At 60.4% G+C, this 16743-nt stretch carries 15 protein-coding genes; 13 read left to right on the forward strand and 2 right to left on the reverse strand.

The window, feature by feature from the left end; all coding sequences use genetic code 11:
- The first annotated feature begins 51 nt into the window (after window positions 1–51).
- From JBE38_RS17075 to JBE38_RS17120, 10 genes are all read left to right on the forward strand, one after another.
- Complete coding sequence (locus JBE38_RS17075) at window positions 52–948, forward strand: LysR family transcriptional regulator ArgP (protein ID WP_205344718.1); 897 nt, start codon at window positions 52–54, stop codon at window positions 946–948.
- Between the two features lie 96 nt (window positions 949–1044).
- Window positions 1045–2043, forward strand: coding sequence for an NAD-dependent epimerase/dehydratase family protein (locus JBE38_RS17080; protein WP_090368932.1), 999 nt, complete (start codon window positions 1045–1047; stop codon window positions 2041–2043).
- Between the two features lie 127 nt (window positions 2044–2170).
- Window positions 2171–2995 (forward strand): ATPase, encoded by an 825-nt coding sequence (locus JBE38_RS17085; protein ID WP_090368934.1) that lies wholly within the window; start codon window positions 2171–2173, stop codon window positions 2993–2995.
- A 112-nt stretch (window positions 2996–3107) separates the two neighbouring features.
- Complete coding sequence (locus JBE38_RS17090) at window positions 3108–4367, forward strand: D-mannose isomerase (protein ID WP_090368936.1); 1260 nt, start codon at window positions 3108–3110, stop codon at window positions 4365–4367.
- A 104-nt stretch (window positions 4368–4471) separates the two neighbouring features.
- On the forward strand, window positions 4472–5758 hold the full coding sequence (locus JBE38_RS17095) for an ABC transporter substrate-binding protein (RefSeq protein WP_090368938.1): 1287 nt from the start codon (window positions 4472–4474) through the stop codon (window positions 5756–5758).
- 92 nt (window positions 5759–5850) lie between these two features.
- Window positions 5851–6759, forward strand: coding sequence for a carbohydrate ABC transporter permease (locus JBE38_RS17100; protein ID WP_060754131.1), 909 nt, complete (start codon window positions 5851–5853; stop codon window positions 6757–6759).
- Window positions 6752–7597, forward strand: a complete 846-nt coding sequence (locus JBE38_RS17105; RefSeq protein ID WP_205344719.1) for a carbohydrate ABC transporter permease — start codon at window positions 6752–6754, stop codon at window positions 7595–7597. The genes JBE38_RS17100 and JBE38_RS17105 overlap by 8 nt, the downstream gene beginning before the upstream one ends.
- A 2-nt stretch (window positions 7598–7599) precedes the next feature.
- Window positions 7600–8760 (forward strand): ABC transporter ATP-binding protein, encoded by a 1161-nt coding sequence (locus JBE38_RS17110; protein WP_090368940.1) that lies wholly within the window; start codon window positions 7600–7602, stop codon window positions 8758–8760.
- Window positions 8761–8844: 84 nt separating this feature from the next.
- Window positions 8845–10191, forward strand: coding sequence for a carbohydrate porin (locus JBE38_RS17115; RefSeq protein ID WP_090368943.1), 1347 nt, complete (start codon window positions 8845–8847; stop codon window positions 10189–10191).
- Window positions 10192–10293: 102 nt separating this feature from the next.
- Complete coding sequence (locus tag JBE38_RS17120) at window positions 10294–11139, forward strand: D-hexose-6-phosphate mutarotase (RefSeq protein WP_060754127.1); 846 nt, start codon at window positions 10294–10296, stop codon at window positions 11137–11139.
- 387 nt (window positions 11140–11526) lie between these two features.
- Here the strand turns inward: JBE38_RS17120 and JBE38_RS17125 are convergent, their stop codons facing one another.
- On the reverse strand, window positions 11527–12387 hold the full coding sequence (locus tag JBE38_RS17125) for a MurR/RpiR family transcriptional regulator (RefSeq protein WP_174554056.1): 861 nt from the start codon (window positions 12385–12387) through the stop codon (window positions 11527–11529).
- A 221-nt stretch (window positions 12388–12608) separates the two neighbouring features.
- Between JBE38_RS17125 and zwf the strand changes: the two genes are divergently transcribed.
- The 3 genes from zwf to JBE38_RS17140 are packed head-to-tail and all read left to right on the forward strand — an operon-like array spanning window position 12609 to window position 15458.
- Window positions 12609–14075: a glucose-6-phosphate dehydrogenase gene (gene zwf / locus JBE38_RS17130; RefSeq protein ID WP_161549357.1), complete on the forward strand. Its 1467-nt coding sequence runs from the start codon at window positions 12609–12611 to the stop codon at window positions 14073–14075.
- On the forward strand, window positions 14062–14775 hold the full coding sequence (pgl, locus tag JBE38_RS17135; protein WP_205344720.1) for a 6-phosphogluconolactonase: 714 nt from the start codon (window positions 14062–14064) through the stop codon (window positions 14773–14775). Before zwf ends, pgl begins: the two co-directional genes overlap by 14 nt.
- Before the next feature lie 17 nt (window positions 14776–14792).
- Entirely contained in the window at window positions 14793–15458 is a 666-nt protein-coding gene (locus tag JBE38_RS17140) for a bifunctional 4-hydroxy-2-oxoglutarate aldolase/2-dehydro-3-deoxy-phosphogluconate aldolase (RefSeq protein ID WP_060754123.1), read from the forward strand.
- A 109-nt stretch (window positions 15459–15567) separates the two neighbouring features.
- Here JBE38_RS17140 and JBE38_RS17145 read toward each other — a convergent pair whose 3' ends face one another.
- Entirely contained in the window at window positions 15568–16743 is a 1176-nt protein-coding gene (locus JBE38_RS17145; RefSeq protein WP_205344721.1) for an aminotransferase class V-fold PLP-dependent enzyme, read from the reverse strand.

Raw genomic sequence — 16743 nt, forward strand, 5'->3', positions numbered from 1 at the left:
GTAGGCTGTATAAGAAAAACCAATATTGCTGATCGCTCATTAGAGAAACTGATGTTCGACTATAAATTGCTCTCCGCCCTGGCGGCGGTGGTGGAACAGGCGGGCTTTGAGCGCGGTGCGCAGGTGTTGGGGTTGTCGCAGTCGGCGATTTCCCAGCGCATCAAGTTGCTTGAGGCGCGCATCGGCCAACCGGTACTGGTGCGGGCTACGCCGCCGACGCCTACGGATATCGGCCGGCGGCTGCTCAACCACGTCCAACAAGTGCGGTTGCTGGAGCGTGACCTGCAAAGCCAGGTGCCCGCACTGGACGAGGAAGGCATGCCTGAGCGGCTGCGCATCGCCCTGAATGCCGACAGCCTCGCCACATGGTGGGCGCAGGCGGTCAGCGATTTCTGCGCCGAGCAGCATTTGTTGCTGGACTTGGTGGTGGAGGACCAGACCGTGGGCCTCAAGCGCATGCGGGCCGGCGAAGTGGCGGCCTGTATCTGCGCCAGCGAACGCCCTGTGGCGGGAGCGCGCAGCCTGTTGCTCGGCGCCATGCGTTATCGCGCGCTGGCCAGCCCGGCCTTTATTGCCAGGCACTTTCCCGAGGGCGTGCGGGCCGAACAACTGGTGCGTACGCCGGCTTTGGTGTTCGGCCCGGATGATTTCCTGCAACACCGTTACCTGGCATCCCTCGGCGTGGACGGTGGTTTTGAGCACCATTTGTGCCCCTCGTCCGAAGGTTTTATTCGCCTGACAGAGGCCGGCCTGGGCTGGGGCCTGGTGCCCGAATTGCAGGTGCGTGATCAATTGGAGAAAGGCGTACTGGTCGAGTTGTTGCCAGATAAGCCCATCGATGTGCCGCTGTACTGGCATCATTGGCGCAGTGGCGGGCAGTTGTTGGGGCTGTTGACCGACCATCTGGCCCAGGCCTGTGGCCAATGGTTGGTGCCCTATCAGCAGTAACAAGCGTCAAGCTGCAAGCTGCAAGAAAAGCTTGCGGATCGTTTTTAACTTGTAGCTTGAGGCTTGACGCTGGCAGCTGCATCCGTAGGAGGCTTCATGAAAATTCTGGTCACCGGCGCAAGCGGCTTCATCGGCGGGCGTTTTGCGCGTTTCGCCCTGGAGCAGGGCCTGGACGTGCGGGTCAACGGGCGACGTGCCGAGGGGGTCGAGCACCTTGTCAGGCGCGGTGCCGAGTTTATCCAGGGTGATTTGAATGATGCCGACCTGGTGCGCGAGCTATGCCGTGACGTCGAAGCCGTGGTGCACTGCGCCGGCGCTGTCGGGCTGTGGGGCAAGTACCAGGATTTTCATCAGGGTAATGTGCTGGTCACCGAAAATGTCGTTGAAGCCTGCCTCAAGCAACGGGTCGGGCGCCTGGTGCACTTGTCGTCACCGTCGATCTACTTTGACGGGCGCGATCATCTGGGGTTGACCGAAGAACAGGTGCCCAAGCGTTTCAAGCACCCCTATGCCGCCACCAAATACCTGGCGGAACAGAAAGTCTTCGGCGCCCAGGAGTTCGGCCTGGAAGTGCTGGCTTTGCGCCCTCGATTTGTGACCGGCGCCGGCGATATGAGCATCTTCCCGCGTTTGCTGAAGATGCAGCGCAAGAATCGCCTGGCCATTGTCGGCGACGGGCTGAACAAGGTCGACTTCACCAGCGTGCACAACCTCAACGAAGCTCTCCTCAGCAGCTTGCTGGCCCCAGGTTCGGCGTTGGGCCGGGCCTACAACATCAGCAACGGCACGCCGGTGCCGGTGTGGGACGTGGTGAACTACGTGATGCGCCAGATGGACCTGCCGCAGGTCACCCGTTATCGGTCTTACGGCTTGTCCTACAGCGTGGCGGCGTTGAACGAAGCGTTTTGCGCGATGTGGCCGGGTCGTCCGGAGCCGGCGCTGTCACGCCTGGGCATGCAGGTGATGAACAAAGATTTCACCCTCGACATCAGTCAGGCGAGGCATTATCTGGACTACGAGCCCAAGGTCAGCCTGTGGACCGCGCTCGACGAGTTCTGCGCTTGGTGGAAGGCCCAGGACCCCGGCCTCAAGTAGTTTCACCAGCAGCGACACATCGGGAACCGAATTCGTGGTTCCGGGTCGACCAGTGCGCGGGGAACGCGGTTTATAATCCCGGCGCTCGGCCTTCCAGCTAGCCATCTCATTGATTCAAGGTAGATTCATGCGTAACGATGCCAACGACGAATTCGACAACGTTCCCACCCTGCGGGCCGATCAAGGGGATGACGATGATTTCGTGCCGACTCCCGCCACCTCCGTGCGCTCGCGCAACACCAAGGTGGTCAATGTCAAAAGAGCCAGCACCGGCCCGTTGTGGGCCTTGGTCGGCGCGCTGCTGATCGCCTTTGCCGGCCTGGCCTGGTGGAGCTTCCAGCAGATTTCCCTGATGGGCCAGCAGTTGGTCGCCACCCAGGAGAGTTTCGCGCGCATCAGCGAGGAAGCGGCGGGGCGCCTGCAGGATATTTCCGGCAAGGTCGTGGCCAGTGAGGCCAACGTCAACAACGGCAGCGAAGCGCTGAAGTTGCAGATCAAGCAGCTGGAAACCCAATTGCTGGAGCAGGGCAAGCAACAAGTGGGCGTGGCCGGTCAGGCGAGCGAACTGGACCAGCGCCTGGCGCAAATGACCACCAATGCCACCGAGCTTGCGAATGCCAATGCCAAGCTGCAGGGCCAGGTCCAGGCGTTGACCGATGCCGTCGCCAGCCTCAAGGCGGCGCAGGGTGAGACCAAGGAGCTGGCGAACGACGTGGCGGCCTTGAAAAAACAGGGCAATCCGAGCGCGGCCATCGCCCGCCTCGAGCAGGACCTGCTGGTACTCAAGAGCGCACAGGAAAACCAGCCCGCCAACAGCGACGCACCCACCAATAAAGAGTTCGACGTGTTCCGCATCCAGACCACGCGCAACATCACCACCTTGCAGAGCCAGGTGCAGAACTTGAATCAACGTCTCAACGCGCCAGCGGCCGCTACGCCGCTCGGTCAGTAAAGCTTGTCGGTAAATGTCACCGCTTGGTGACATTTACCATCAGTTTCGTTACTTGCCCCTCTTTCGCCCTTGTTTAGACTCGGTCATCCCATAAAAAAAACAAGGGCCACCCATGACCACCCAACCACTGCCTGCCAGCAGTTGGCTGAATGCACCTGCCCATCACGCCTGGCTTGCCGGCGAAGGACAGCGCCTGTTGGCATTTGCCAAAGCCTCTCGACTGCCTGACGGCTTCGGCAATCTCGATGACAAAGGCCAGCTGCCGGCCGATGCCTACGCCGAAACCATGAACACCGCGCGCATGACCCATAGTTTCGCCATGGCCCAGGTCATGGGGCTGCCGGGTTACGCCGACCTGGTCGCCCACGGCGTCGCGGCGCTCAGAGGGCCACTGCGCGACAGTGAGCACGCCGGCTGGTTCGCCACCCCCAATGCCCGCGATGGCAACCACGGTAAAGCGGCTTACTTGCATGCCTTTGTCGCCCTGGCCGCCAGCTCGGCGGTGGTGGCCGGCGCGCCGGGTGCACAGGACCTGTTGAACGACGCCATCCATGTCATCGACCAGTTCTTCTGGAGCGAGGAGGAGGGCGTGATGCTCGAATCCTTTGCCCGGGACTGGACGGGTGTCGAAGCCTATCGCGGTGCCAACAGCAACATGCACGCCACCGAAGCATTCCTGGCCCTGGCCGATGTCACCGGTGATCGACGCTGGTTGGACCGGGCGCTGCGTATCGTCGAGCGGGTTATCCACACCCACGCGGCGGCTAATCGGTTCATGGTGATCGAGCATTTCGACACTCGTTGGCAACCGCTGCCCGGTTACAACGAAGACAACCCGGCCGACGGCTTTCGCCCTTACGGCATCACCCCCGGTCACGGTTTTGAGTGGGCGCGGCTGGTGCTGCACCTGGAGGCTGCGCGTCTGCAAGCCGGGCTGGTCACGCCGGACTGGCTGGTGAGCGATGCTCAAGGCCTGTTCGCCAGTGCCTGCGAGCACGCCTGGGCCGTGGATGGCGCCCCCGGCATCGTCTACACCCTGGATTGGAACCAGCGCCCGGTGGTACGCGAACGCTTGCATTGGACCCATGCCGAAGCCAGTGCCGCTGCCCAGGCACTGCTCAAACGTACCGCTGATGCGCATTACGAGATGTGGTACCGACGCTTCTGGGAGTTCTGCGAAACCCACTTTATCGACAGGACCCACGGCAGTTGGCACCACGAACTCGACCCGCACAACCAACCCAGCAGCAACATTTGGGGTGGCAAGCCGGACCTGTACCATGCCTGGCAAGCGGTGGTGCTGCCCGCACTCCCTTTGTCACCCAGTATGACCAGTGCTTTAGGTCGGGGCTTGTATGTCACAAGGTGGTGACATTTGAGCGTCCCTTTGTTACCTGCGCCCTGAACATCCCTGTTTAAACTCCGTGCAGCGCAAGCTCTAGACTTGCATGCATAACAACAAGAAAAGGTACTCAGATGAACGCGATTAATCGCCTCGCCGTCGCTATTTCCATTGCCTCGTTGTTTCCCCTCAGTGCATTTGCCGCCGACTCGAAAGGCACGGTTGAAGTTGTGCATTGGTGGACCTCCGGCGGTGAAAAAGCGGCCGTAGATGTCCTGAAGGCCCAAGTTGAGAAAGACGGCTTCACCTGGAAGGACGGCGCTGTTGCAGGTGGCGGTGGCGCCACTGCCATGACCGTGCTGAAAAGCCGTGCAGTCGCCGGCAACCCACCAGGCGTTGCTCAGATCAAAGGTCCGGACATCCAGGAATGGGCATCCACCGGCCTGCTCGACACTGACGTGCTCAAAGACGTCGCCAAAGAAGAAAAGTGGGACTCCCTGCTCGACAAGAAAGTCTCCGATACCGTGAAGTACGAGGGCAACTACGTTGCCGTGCCGGTCAACATCCACCGCGTGAACTGGCTGTGGATCAACCCGGAAGTCTTCAAGAAAGCCGGTATCACCAAGAACCCGACCACCCTCGAAGAATTCTACGCTGCCGGTGACAAGCTCAAGGCCGCGGGCTTCATTCCGCTCGCCCACGGTGGCCAGCCTTGGCAGGACAGCACCGTATTCGAAGCGGTGGTGTTGTCGGTGATGGGGGCTGATGGCTACAAGAAAGCCCTGGTTGACCTGGACAACGCCGCGCTGACCGGCCCGGAAATGGTCAAGGCCCTGACTGAACTGAAGAAAGTCGCGACCTACATGGACGTCGACGGTAAAGGCCAGGACTGGAACCTAGAAGCGGGCAAGGTCATCAACGGCAAGGCCGGCATGCAGATCATGGGTGACTGGGCCAAGTCCGAATGGACTGCCGCCAAGAAAGTCGCCGGCAAAGACTACGAGTGCGTAGCCTTCCCGGGCACCGACAAAGCCTTTACTTACAACATCGACTCCCTGGCGGTGTTCAAGGTCAAAGACAAGGGCACTCAGGCCGGTCAGCAAGACATCGCCAAAGTGGTGCTGGGTGAAAACTTCCAGAAAGTGTTCAGCATCAACAAGGGCTCGATCCCTGTGCGCAACGACATGCTCCATGAAATGGACAAGCTTGGCTTCGACTCCTGCGCTCAGACTGCGGCCAAGGACTTCCTGGCTGACGCCCAGACCGGCGGCTTGCAACCAAGCATGGCGCACAACATGGCCACCACCCTGGCCGTGCAAGGTGCGTTCTTTGATGTCGTGACCAACTACATCAACGACCCGAAAGCCGACCCGGCCGACACCGCCAAGAAACTTGGCGCTGCGATCAAGTCTGCGAAGTAACGGTTAGCACGGCTGGTCCTTGTGAGGGGAAACCCCCTGACTCCTCACAAGGCATGCTCTTGTAGTCCTTTTTCCCTGTACTGGATTTTCCCATGAGTTCTGTTGCTGTGTTCAGCAAGGCCTCGCCGTTCGATGCACTGCAGCGCTGGCTCCCCAAACTGGTGCTGGCGCCCAGCATGTTCATCGTTCTGGTGGGCTTCTACGGCTACATCCTGTGGACGTTCGTGCTGTCGTTCACCACCTCCACGTTCCTGCCTAACTACACCTGGGCCGGCCTTGCGCAATACGCGCGCTTGTTCGACAACGACCGCTGGTGGGTGGCGAGCAAGAACCTGGCGGTTTTCGGCGGGATGTTTATCGGTATCACCTTGGTGATCGGCGTGACACTGGCGATTTTCCTCGACCAGAAGATCCGTCGTGAAGGCTTTATCCGCACCATTTACCTGTACCCGATGGCGCTTTCGATGATCGTCACCGGTACGGCCTGGAAATGGCTGCTCAACCCGGGCATGGGCCTGGACAAACTCCTGCGGGACTGGGGCTGGGAAGGCTTCCGTCTCGACTGGCTGATCGACCCTGATCGCGTCGTTTACTGCCTGGTAATTGCCGCCGTTTGGCAAGCCTCCGGCTTCATCATGGCGATGTTCCTCGCGGGCCTGCGTGGTGTTGATCAGTCGATCATCCGTGCCGCGCAGATCGACGGCGCCAGCCTGCCGCGCATCTACTGGAGCGTGGTGCTGCCCAGCCTGCGCCCGGTTTTCTTCAGTGCGGTGATGATCCTGGCGCACATTGCGATCAAGAGCTTCGACCTGGTCGCCGCCATGACGGCCGGTGGTCCGGGCTACTCGTCCGACCTGCCCGCCATGTTCATGTACTCGTTCACCTTCAGTCGTGGCCAGATGGGCATGGGCTCGGCGAGTGCAATCCTGATGCTCGGCGCGATCCTCGCGATCATCGTGCCTTACCTGTATTCCGAGCTGAGGACCAAGCGTCATGACTAGTCTCGCTTCCAAACCTGCCATCAGCCTGAGCCGCATCGCGATCTATGCGGTGCTGATCCTCGCGGTGCTGCTGTACCTGGTGCCGCTGGTAGTGATGCTGCTGACCAGCTTCAAGACCCCGGAAGATATCAGCACCGGCAACCTGCTGAGCTGGCCGACCGTGGTCAGCGGTATCGGCTGGGTCAAGGCCTGGGGTACCGTGGACGGCTACTTCTGGAACTCGATCAAGATCACCGTTCCGGCCGTACTGATTTCCACCGCCATTGGCGCACTGAACGGCTATGTGCTGTCGTTCTGGCGCTTCAAAGGCTCGCAGCTGTTCTTCGGCTTGCTGCTGTTCGGCTGCTTCCTGCCGTTCCAGACCGTACTGCTGCCCGCGTCGTTCACCCTCGGCAAGATGGGCCTGGCCAGCACCACCACCGGCCTGGTGTTTGTACACGTGGTCTACGGGCTGGCGTTTACTACACTGTTTTTCCGTAACTACTACGTGAGCATTCCTGACGCGCTGATCAAGGCCGCACGGCTGGACGGTGCAGGTTTCTTCACCATCTTCCGTCAGATCATTCTGCCGATGTCGACGCCGATCATCATGGTCTGCCTGATCTGGCAGTTCACCCAGATCTGGAACGACTTCCTGTTCGGTGTGGTGTTCTCCAGCGGCGACTCCCAGCCCATCACGGTGGCGCTGAACAACCTGGTCAACACCAGCACCGGGGCCAAGGAATATAACGTGGATATGGCGGCGGCGATGATCGCCGGGCTGCCGACCCTGCTGGTCTATGTGATCGCAGGCAAGTATTTCGTGCGCGGCCTCACGGCTGGCGCGGTCAAGGGGTAATCATGGCTACGCTTGAACTTCGCAATGTAAACAAGACCTATGGCGCCGGCTTGCCCGACACCTTGAAGAACATCGAACTGTCGATCAAGGAAGGTGAGTTCCTGATCCTGGTCGGCCCTTCGGGTTGCGGTAAATCCACGCTGATGAACTGCATCGCCGGGCTTGAGACCATCACCGGCGGCGCGATCATGATCGGCGATCAGGACGTCAGCGGCATGAGCCCCAAGGACCGTGACATCGCCATGGTGTTCCAGTCCTACGCGCTGTACCCGACCATGAGCGTGCGCGAGAACATCGAGTTCGGCTTGAAAATCCGCAAGATGCCCCAGGCCGATATCGATGCCGAAGTGGCGCGCGTGGCCAAGCTGCTGCAGATCGAACACCTGCTCAATCGCAAGCCGGGCCAGTTGTCCGGTGGCCAGCAACAGCGCGTGGCCATGGGCCGTGCCCTGGCGCGTCGGCCGAAGATCTACCTGTTCGACGAACCGCTGTCCAACCTCGACGCCAAGCTGCGGGTCGAGATGCGCACCGAAATGAAACTGATGCACCAGCGCCTGAAAACCACCACGGTCTACGTGACCCACGACCAGATCGAAGCGATGACCCTGGGCGACAAAGTGGCGGTGATGAAGGACGGCATCATCCAGCAGTTCGGTACGCCGAAAGAGATCTATAACGACCCGGCCAACCAGTTCGTCGCGAGCTTTATCGGTTCGCCGCCGATGAACTTCGTACCGCTGCGCTTGCAGCGCAAGGACGGTCGCCTGGTGGCGCTGCTCGATAGCGGCCAGGCCCGCTGCGAGTTGGCGCTCAATGTGTCGGATGCCGGCCTTGAAGACCGCGACGTGATCCTGGGCCTGCGCCCGGAGCAAATCATGTTGGCCAACGGCGAGGGCGACAGCGCATCGAGCATTCGTGCCGAAGTCCAGGTCACCGAACCGACCGGCCCGGACACCTTGGTGTTCGTGCAACTCAACGACACCAAGGTCTGCTGCCGCCTGGCACCCGATGTGGCGCCCCAGGTCGGTGAGACCCTGACTCTGCAATTCGATCCGGCCAAGGTCCTGTTGTTCGACGCCAACACTGGCGAGCGTCTGGGCACTGCTGCCGCATCGCCTGCGCTCGGGCACACCGGCAACGTGGCCCAATTCAAAGGTCGTTGAGTCTATAACTTGTTGTTTTAGATAAAAAATGTAACCCGCGTTAGATAAAAACAGTTTAATAACAATAAAGACGAGGATGTAGGGATGAAAAAGCAACACAACAACACCCGGCTGATCTGCCAACTGTCAGCAGCAGCAGCCCTTGTACTGTCCGCCAATGCGATGGCGGCCGATGCATTCAGTGCCGACTCCAAGTGGATGACCGGTGATTGGGGCGGCGAGCGGACCAAGCTGATCGAGCAAGGTATCGACATCAAGGCTGACTACGTGGGTGAAATGGGCGCCAACCTGCATGGCGGCTACAACGACGACAAGACTGGCCGTTACTCCGACCAGTTCGGTCTGGGCGTGGCGCTGGACCTGCAGAAACTGTGGGGCTGGGACAACACCCAGGCCAAGATCCAGTTGACCAACCGTAACGGCCAGAACATCTCCAACGACCGTATCGGCGACCCGCGTGCCGGCACGCTGAGCTCGTCCATGGAAGTCTACGGCCGTGGCCACATGGTGCGTCTGACCCAGTTCTGGATCCAGCACCAGATGTTCGACAACAAGCTGGACGTGAAACTCGGCTACTTCGGCGAAGGCGAAGACTTCAACACCTTCCCATGCGACTTCCAGAACCTGTCGTTCTGCGGCTCGCAAGTGGGTAACTACGTCAACACCTGGTACAACTGGCCGGTGGCCCAGGCCGCTATCCGCTTGAAGTACAACATCACGCCAGAGCTGTATGCGCAAATCGGTGCGTACAACCAGAACCCGTCGCAGCTGGAGCACGGTAACGGCTTCAAGCTCAGCGGCAGCGGTACCAAGGGTACTGTGATTCCGGTGGAATTGGTCTGGTCGCCGAAGGTTAACAACCTGCCGGGCGAATACCGTGTGGGTTACTACAAGAGCGCGGCCGACGCCAGCGATGTACGTGAAGACGTCAATGGTAACGATGCGGCCACCACCGGCGCAGCCTACCGTCTGCGCAGCAGCAAAACCGGTTACTGGTTCGTTGCGCAACAGCAACTCACCACGCATAACGGTGATGCTTCGCGCGGCTTGAACATTGCCGCCAACGCGACCTTCCACGATAAAGACACCAACCTGGTCGATAACTACCAGTCGCTGATGCTGGTGTACAAAGGGCCATTTGATGCCCGTGCCAAAGATGACGTCGGTATTGGTATTTCCCGTATCCACGCCAACAGTGATGTGAAGAAAAACTCCGAGTTGCTCAATGAGGCGGGTGGTTTCACCGATTACAGCCAGGCGGGTTACGCGCCTCTGCGTAACACCGAGTACAACGTCGAGCTCAACTATGGCATTCACGTCACCAACTGGCTGACCGTGCGTCCTAACCTGCAATACATCAAGAACCCAGGTGGCGTCGACCAAGTCGACAACGCGTTGGTAGCGGGCCTGAAAATTCAGTCTACGTTCTAACGCTGTTGCGATAAGCTCCTTCTCTCTGTGCGCATTTTGCGGGTAGCCATGGCTACCCGCTTTTTTTGGGGCGCACTGTGATGATCTTCAGGACCGTGGCACATGCATGAGCATCCGCTGCAACGCTTTTTCAAATCCCTGCGCGAGCGTCCGGTATTCGCCTGGGAGCGCTTTCAGATGCGCGACGTATTGGTGATCGACCATCCGCTGTGCCAGGCGGTGTTCAGTCGTCAGGGCGCGCAACTGTTGCATTTCCAACCGCACGGCCAGAAACCCTGGTTGTGGTGTGCAGCCAAGTGGCCACAGGTGGGGGCCATCCGTGGTGGTGTGCCGGTGTGCTGGCCCTGGTATGGCCGCCATCCGAGTGAAAACGCATGGCCGTCCCATGGCTGGGCGCGGCTGATCGACTGGAAGCTGCTCGACAGCAGCAGCGACGACGATGGTGTGCGTCTGCACTGGCAGTTACGCCTCTGCGACTGGCAGGTCGACCTGCATGCGCACCTGGGCGAAACCCTGGAATTGCGCCTGAGCACTGAACATCAGGACGAACTCCCTTGCCAGTTGAGCCATGCTTTGCACGCTTACTGGCGTATTGGTCACGTTGATGAGGTAGCGCTGTCTGGACTCGACGGGGCGCAAGGTTATGACCAGCTCAACCGTCAGGTCTGCCAGCAGGAAGGTGAGTTGCGAGTAGACGGTGGATGCCAGCGGGTGTTCCAGCATGAGGGCGAATTGCATCTCAAAGACCATGCCTGGCAGCGGGAACTGTGTATCGACACCGGCGACAGCGCGGACACCGTGGTGTGGCATCCGGGGAGCCGGCCCTTGCTGGGCGTGAGTTTCAATGAGGCGTCGGGCTTTGTGTGCGTGGAGTCGGCAATGGCCGGAGCCAGCCTGGCGCCGGGGGAGAGGGCGCATCTGAGCTTGCAGGCCAGGGCCGGAGCTTAGATCGTTCCCACGCTCCGCGTGGGAATGCATCCAGTGATGCTGCGCGTCACGACTTCCAGCAGCGGACGCAGAGCGTCCAGGGCGGCGTACCCACGCAGAGCGTGGGAACGATCAGATGTCTGTGTGGGCTTTAGATCGTACCCACGCTCCGCGTGGGAATGCATCCAGTGACGCTCCGCGTCACGACTTCCAGCAGCGGACGCAGAGCGTCCAGGGCGGCGTTCCCACGCAGAGCGTGGGAACGATCAGATGTCATGTGTGGGCTTTAGATCGTTCCCACGCTCCGCGTGGGAATGCATCCAGTGACGCTCCGCGTCACGACTTTCAGCAGCGGACGCAGAGCGTCCAGAGCGGCGTTCCCACGCGGAGCGTGGGAACGATCAGTGGTTAGTTGAATTCGTCGCCCACCGGATACCGGCTGTCATTCAAGCTCTCTTTGATCTTGCGCAGATGCGGCTGGAAATCCACCCCGCGACGCAAGGTCATGCCGGTCGCCAGCACATCCAGTACCGTCAGTTGGATGATCCGCGACGTCATCGGCATGTAGATGTCGGTGTCTTCCGGCAGCGGAATGTTCAGACTCACGGTGCTGGCCTTGGCCAACGGTGAGTTTTCGGCAGTCACGCCCAGCACCGAAGCACCATTGCTGCGTGCGATACGCGCCACTTCCACCAGCTCGCGGGTACGCCCGGTGTAGGAAATGATTACGAACAGTTCGCCCGTATGGGCCACCGAAGCGATCATGCGCTGCATCAGCACGTCGGCATGCGCGGTCACCGCCAGGTTGAAGCGGAAAAACTTGTGCAGCGCGTCCATGGCCACCGGAGCCGAGGCGCCCAGGCCGAAGAAGTGGATCTGCCGCGCCTGGATCAGCAAGTCCACGGCCTTGCTGATCAGGGCCGGGTCCAGGGCCTGGCAGGCGCTGTCTAGGGAGGCAATGGCGCTGCCGAAGATCTTCTGGGTATACGCCTCAGGGTTATCATCGGCCTCCACTGCGCGGCTGACATAGGCCGCGCCACTGGCCAAGCTTTGCGCCAACTGCAATTTCAGTTCAGGGTAACCGCTGACACCGAACGAACGGCAGAAACGGTTGACCGTCGGCTCACTGACCGAGGCGGCCTGGGCGAGGGCGGCGATCGAGAAGCGGGTGGCCTGCTGCGGGTTAAGCAGGATGACTTCAGCGACTTTGCGCTCGGCCTTGTTTAATTCTTCGAGGCGGTTCTGGATCTGTTCCAGAAGATTTCGCACGCGGTCCATTCAGTCTTTCCTTCGGGCTACGATGCAAATATTAAGGGCAGCAACCAATCGACGAGCGGCCCTTTGAGGTGGCCTATCCTACTGAGGGTAGCTGAACACCACCACTCGGAATGCGTATTTTGGGAAAATGTTGTGGTTATTACTACATTTTTCCTTGAGTGATGCCTTGAAAAAAGGTATTTGTAGCTTAACTTGATAAAAGAACAAACATCATGCCTTCGATAACCGTAGAACCCTGCACCTTTGCCCTGTTTGGCGCCTTGGGTGATCTGGCGCTGCGCAAGTTATTTCCTGCCCTCTATCAACTCGATGGCGCCGGGCTCTTGCACGACGACACGCGCATCCTGGCCCTGGCCCGTGAAGCCGGGTCCGAGCAACAGCACCTGGCCCACATCGAAAAAGAACTGCGCAACTACGTCGGCAAGGAAATGGACGAGACCGTGGCCCAGCGCTTCCTGGCGCGCCTGGTCTATGTGCATGTCGATTTCATGCAGGCTGACGACTACGTCGCCCTCGCTGAAAAAGTCGGAGGCGAGCAACGACTGATCGCCTACTTCGCCACACCGGCGGCGGTATATGGCGCTATCTGCGAAAACCTGGCCAAGGTCGGCCTGGCTGAAAATACCCGGGTGGTCCTGGAAAAGCCCATCGGCTCCGACCTGGAATCCTCGCGCAAGGTCAACGACGCCGTGGCGCAGTTTTTCCCGGAAAACCGCACGTATCGCATCGACCACTACCTGGGCAAGGAAACCGTCCAGAACCTGATCGCACTGCGGTTTGCCAACAGCCTGTTCGAAACCCAGTGGAACCAGAACTACATTTCCCACGTGGAAATCACCGTGGCCGAGCAGGTTGGTATCGAAGGCCGTTGGGGTTACTTCGACAAGGCCGGCCAACTGCGGGACATGATTCAGAATCACTTGCTGCAGCTGCTTTGCCTGATCGCCATGGACCCACCGGCCGACCTGTCCGCCGACAGTATTCGAGACGAGAAGGTCAAGGTGCTCAAGGCGCTGGCACCGATCAGCCCGGATGGCTTGACCACCCAAGTGGTGCGCGGCCAGTACATCGCCGGCTACAGCGCCGGCAAGCCGGTGCCGGGTTACCTGGAAGAAGAGAATTCCAACACCCAGAGCGACACCGAGACCTTCGTCGCCCTGCGGGCCGATATCCGTAACTGGCGTTGGGCCGGCGTGCCGTTCTACCTGCGTACCGGCAAGCGCATGCCGCAAAAGCTGTCGCAGATCGTCATCCACTTCAAGGAACCGTCGCACTACATCTTCGCTCCCGAGCAGCGCCTTCAGATCAGCAACAAACTGATCATCCGCCTGCAGCCGGACGAAGGTATTTCCTTGCGTGTGATGACCAAGGAGCAGGGCCTGGACAAGGGCATGCAACTGCGCAGTGGCCCGCTGCAATTGAATTTTTCCGACACCTATCGCAGCGCACGCATTCCCGATGCCTACGAGCGGTTGTTGCTGGAAGTGATGCGCGGCAATCAGAACCTGTTTGTCCGCAAAGATGAAATCGAAGCCGCGTGGAAGTGGTGTGACCAGTTGATCGCCGGGTGGAAGAAGTCCGGTGATGCGCCCAAGCCGTATGCGGCGGGGTCCTGGGGGCCGATGAGCTCGATTGCACTGATCACGCGGGATGGGAGGTCGTGGTATGGCGATATCTGAACTGAAACTGCCTCAGGGCGTGACGGCCCATGAGTACCGCACAGCCGCCTTGCTGGCGGATGGCCTGGCCAACGACGTGGCCGAACAGCTGCGCGCGGCCATCAGTGCCCGTGGTGATGCGACCCTGGTCGTGTCCGGCGGCCGCAGCCCCGTGGCGTTCTTCCAGAGCCTGGCCAAGCAGGGCCTGGACTGGTCGAAGGTCACCGTCACCCTGGCCGATGAGCGCTGGGTGCCGGTGGAGCATGCCGACAGCAACGCCGGCCTGTTGAAGCAGCACTTGCTGCAAGGCCCGGCGGCCAAGGCCAGGTTCCTGAGCCTGTACAGCGCCGCGGCCAATCTTGAAGACGCAGCCTTGCAGGCCGATCGCTTGCTGGGCGAGTTGCCAGCCATTGATGTGCTGGTGCTGGGCATGGGCGATGACGGCCACACCGCGTCGCTGTTTCCCAACAGCCCGAACCTGAGCGACGCCCTGCAACCCAACGGTACCCGCCGTTGCTGGCCGATGTTGGCGCCGACCGTGCCGCACCAGCGCCTGACCATGAGTCGCGCCTTGCTGTCCACGGCGAACTACACCGTACTGTCGATTGCCGGCAGTTCGAAATTGACCACCTTGAGCGCCGCGCTGGCCAGTGATGACATTGCTGCCATGCCGATTCGCGCGTTTTTGCAACCTTCTCTAGAGATTTACTGGTGCCCATGAGCCAAGGATCAGCCGCTATGAACAGCCCTCAACCGACCGTATCCATGGCGGATAAAGTTGCCCTGATCGACAGCCTCTGCGCCAAGGCGCGGATTCTGCCGGTGATCACCATCGCCCGCGAACAGGACATCCTGCCGCTGGCCGATGCCCTGGCAGCCGGTGGTTTGACCGCATTGGAAGTGACCTTGCGCTCCGAGTTCGGCCTCAAGGCCATTCAGGTCTTGCGCGAGCAACGCCCGGAACTGTGCACCGGTGCCGGCACCGTGCTCGACCGTCATATGCTCGAAGCGGCCGAGGTGGCCGGTTCGCAATTTATCGTCACCCCCGGCATTACCCGTGACCTGCTGGAAGCCTCGGTGCACAGCCCGATCCCGCTGCTGCCAGGCATCAGCAACGCCTCCGGCATCATGGAAGGCTATGGCCTGGGCTATCGTCGCTTCAAGCTGTTCCCCGCCGAAGTCAGCGGTGGCGTTGCCGCGATCAAGGCCCTCGGTGGCCCGTTCGGCGAAGTGAAATTCTGCCCGACCGGCGGTGTTGGCCCGGCCAATATCAAAAACTACATGGCGTTGAAAAACGTGATGTGCGTGGGCGGTAGCTGGATGCTGGACCCTGAGTGGGTCAAGAACGGCGACTGGGCCCGCATCCAGGAAGTTACCGCGCAAGCGCTGGCGCTGCTGGATTGATCCGCTTTTACTGAATCGTTGTTGCTGTGCTTAACGGCATTTTTGCGGTGCACTTGGTCGGTGTACCGCTTTTTTTTGCCTGAAAAAACCTGCTGCCAACTGCATGTTTTTAATCTGTGCTCAGTTCGGTAATGGCGCCGACCAGGGCATCGATGTCCGCCGCCGAGGTAGCCAGGCCGGGCGTCACGCGTATGCAGGTGCCAAACGCAGCGCCGACGCGGGTCGTGGTGAACAGGCCGTAATCCTTGAGCAAGCGCTCCGCCATCACCTGCTGGTCCCGCCCTATGAACTTGAATGCCGTGATCCCGCAATACAGCCGAGGATCATCCGGCGTGAGTACCTCAATCCCCGGCAGTGGCCGCACCAGGCTCACCCACAGATCCCGCAGGTAATTCACCCGCGCACCTTTGGCCGCGGCGCCACCCACGTCGCGATGTTCTTCAAGCACCAGCGGCAGCGTCATCAGTGCCGGAAAGTTCGGCGTGCTGTAGGGCGTGCGTGCGCGTACATCCGTGCTGGGGTAGTGGAATTCGCCCATGTCCGGGTCGATATCCGCCAGGCGCTCGGGAGCGATGTAGAGAAAACCCAGCGTCAGCGGTGCGCCGATCCATTTGTGCAGGTTGAAGCCGGCGAACTGGATGCCCAGCTCGGCCAGGTTGAACTCGATCTGGCCCAGGGCGTGGGCCCCGTCGAGGATCACGTCGATGCCCTGCTCGCGTGCAGCCTTGGCGATCGCCGCAACGGGCATGACCAGGCCGGTGCGGTGGGTAACGTGGGTCAGCGCCATCAGCTTTAAACGCGGGTACCGGCTGAAGGTCTCGCGATAGGTCTGTAGCAGGCTGTCGAAACTGGCCGGGTGGGTGTGGGACACCTCGATCACGTCCACGCCGCGATAACCTGCCAACCACCGCATGGCCCCCTTGACCGTGTCGTACTCCAGGTCGCTGATCAGCACCTGATCGCCCGGCTGCAGGCGATTGTAGTTGCGGATCAGCGACTGCAAGGCCTCGGTGGCGTTGCGCGTGAAGGCGATGTATTCAGGTTCGGCATCGATCAGCCCGGCCAGTTGGCGGCGTATCTCGACGTTTTCGCCTTGTTCGAACTGCTGGCGTACGTGCACCGAGTTACTGCGATTGATAAAGGCCACGTGCTCCAGGTATTGCGTACGCACCGCACGGCTCATGCGCCCGAAGTAACCGTTTTCCAGATTGATCGGACCGGGTTCCAGCTCATAGCGCTGGGCGATGGTGTGCCAGTGGTGTTCGTTCTGTGCATTCCGTGGCAT

The organism is Pseudomonas sp. ICBG1301, from assembly GCF_016918385.1.
Lineage (GTDB): Bacteria > Pseudomonadota > Gammaproteobacteria > Pseudomonadales > Pseudomonadaceae > Aquipseudomonas > Aquipseudomonas palleroniana.

Excerpts from the sequence above, each read along its gene's own strand:
- JBE38_RS17075 (WP_205344718.1), top strand. The coding sequence starts at position 52 with ATGTTCGACTATAAATTGCTCTCCGCCCTGGCGGCGGTGGTGGAACAG.
- JBE38_RS17080 (WP_090368932.1), top strand. The coding sequence starts at position 1,045 with ATGAAAATTCTGGTCACCGGCGCAAGCGGCTTCATCGGCGGGCGTTTT.
- JBE38_RS17085 (WP_090368934.1), top strand. The coding sequence starts at position 2,171 with ATGCGTAACGATGCCAACGACGAATTCGACAACGTTCCCACCCTGCGG.
- JBE38_RS17090 (WP_090368936.1), top strand. The coding sequence starts at position 3,108 with ATGACCACCCAACCACTGCCTGCCAGCAGTTGGCTGAATGCACCTGCC.
- JBE38_RS17095 (WP_090368938.1), top strand. The coding sequence starts at position 4,472 with ATGAACGCGATTAATCGCCTCGCCGTCGCTATTTCCATTGCCTCGTTG.
- JBE38_RS17100 (WP_060754131.1), top strand. The coding sequence starts at position 5,851 with ATGAGTTCTGTTGCTGTGTTCAGCAAGGCCTCGCCGTTCGATGCACTG.
- JBE38_RS17105 (WP_205344719.1), top strand. The coding sequence starts at position 6,752 with ATGACTAGTCTCGCTTCCAAACCTGCCATCAGCCTGAGCCGCATCGCG.
- JBE38_RS17110 (WP_090368940.1), top strand. The coding sequence starts at position 7,600 with ATGGCTACGCTTGAACTTCGCAATGTAAACAAGACCTATGGCGCCGGC.
- JBE38_RS17115 (WP_090368943.1), top strand. The coding sequence starts at position 8,845 with ATGAAAAAGCAACACAACAACACCCGGCTGATCTGCCAACTGTCAGCA.
- JBE38_RS17120 (WP_060754127.1), top strand. The coding sequence starts at position 10,294 with ATGCATGAGCATCCGCTGCAACGCTTTTTCAAATCCCTGCGCGAGCGT.
- zwf (WP_161549357.1), top strand. The coding sequence starts at position 12,609 with ATGCCTTCGATAACCGTAGAACCCTGCACCTTTGCCCTGTTTGGCGCC.
- pgl (WP_205344720.1), top strand. The coding sequence starts at position 14,062 with ATGGCGATATCTGAACTGAAACTGCCTCAGGGCGTGACGGCCCATGAG.
- JBE38_RS17140 (WP_060754123.1), top strand. The coding sequence starts at position 14,793 with ATGAACAGCCCTCAACCGACCGTATCCATGGCGGATAAAGTTGCCCTG.
- JBE38_RS17145 (WP_205344721.1), bottom strand. The coding sequence starts at position 16,743 with ATGCCACGGAATGCACAGAACGAACACCACTGGCACACCATCGCCCAG.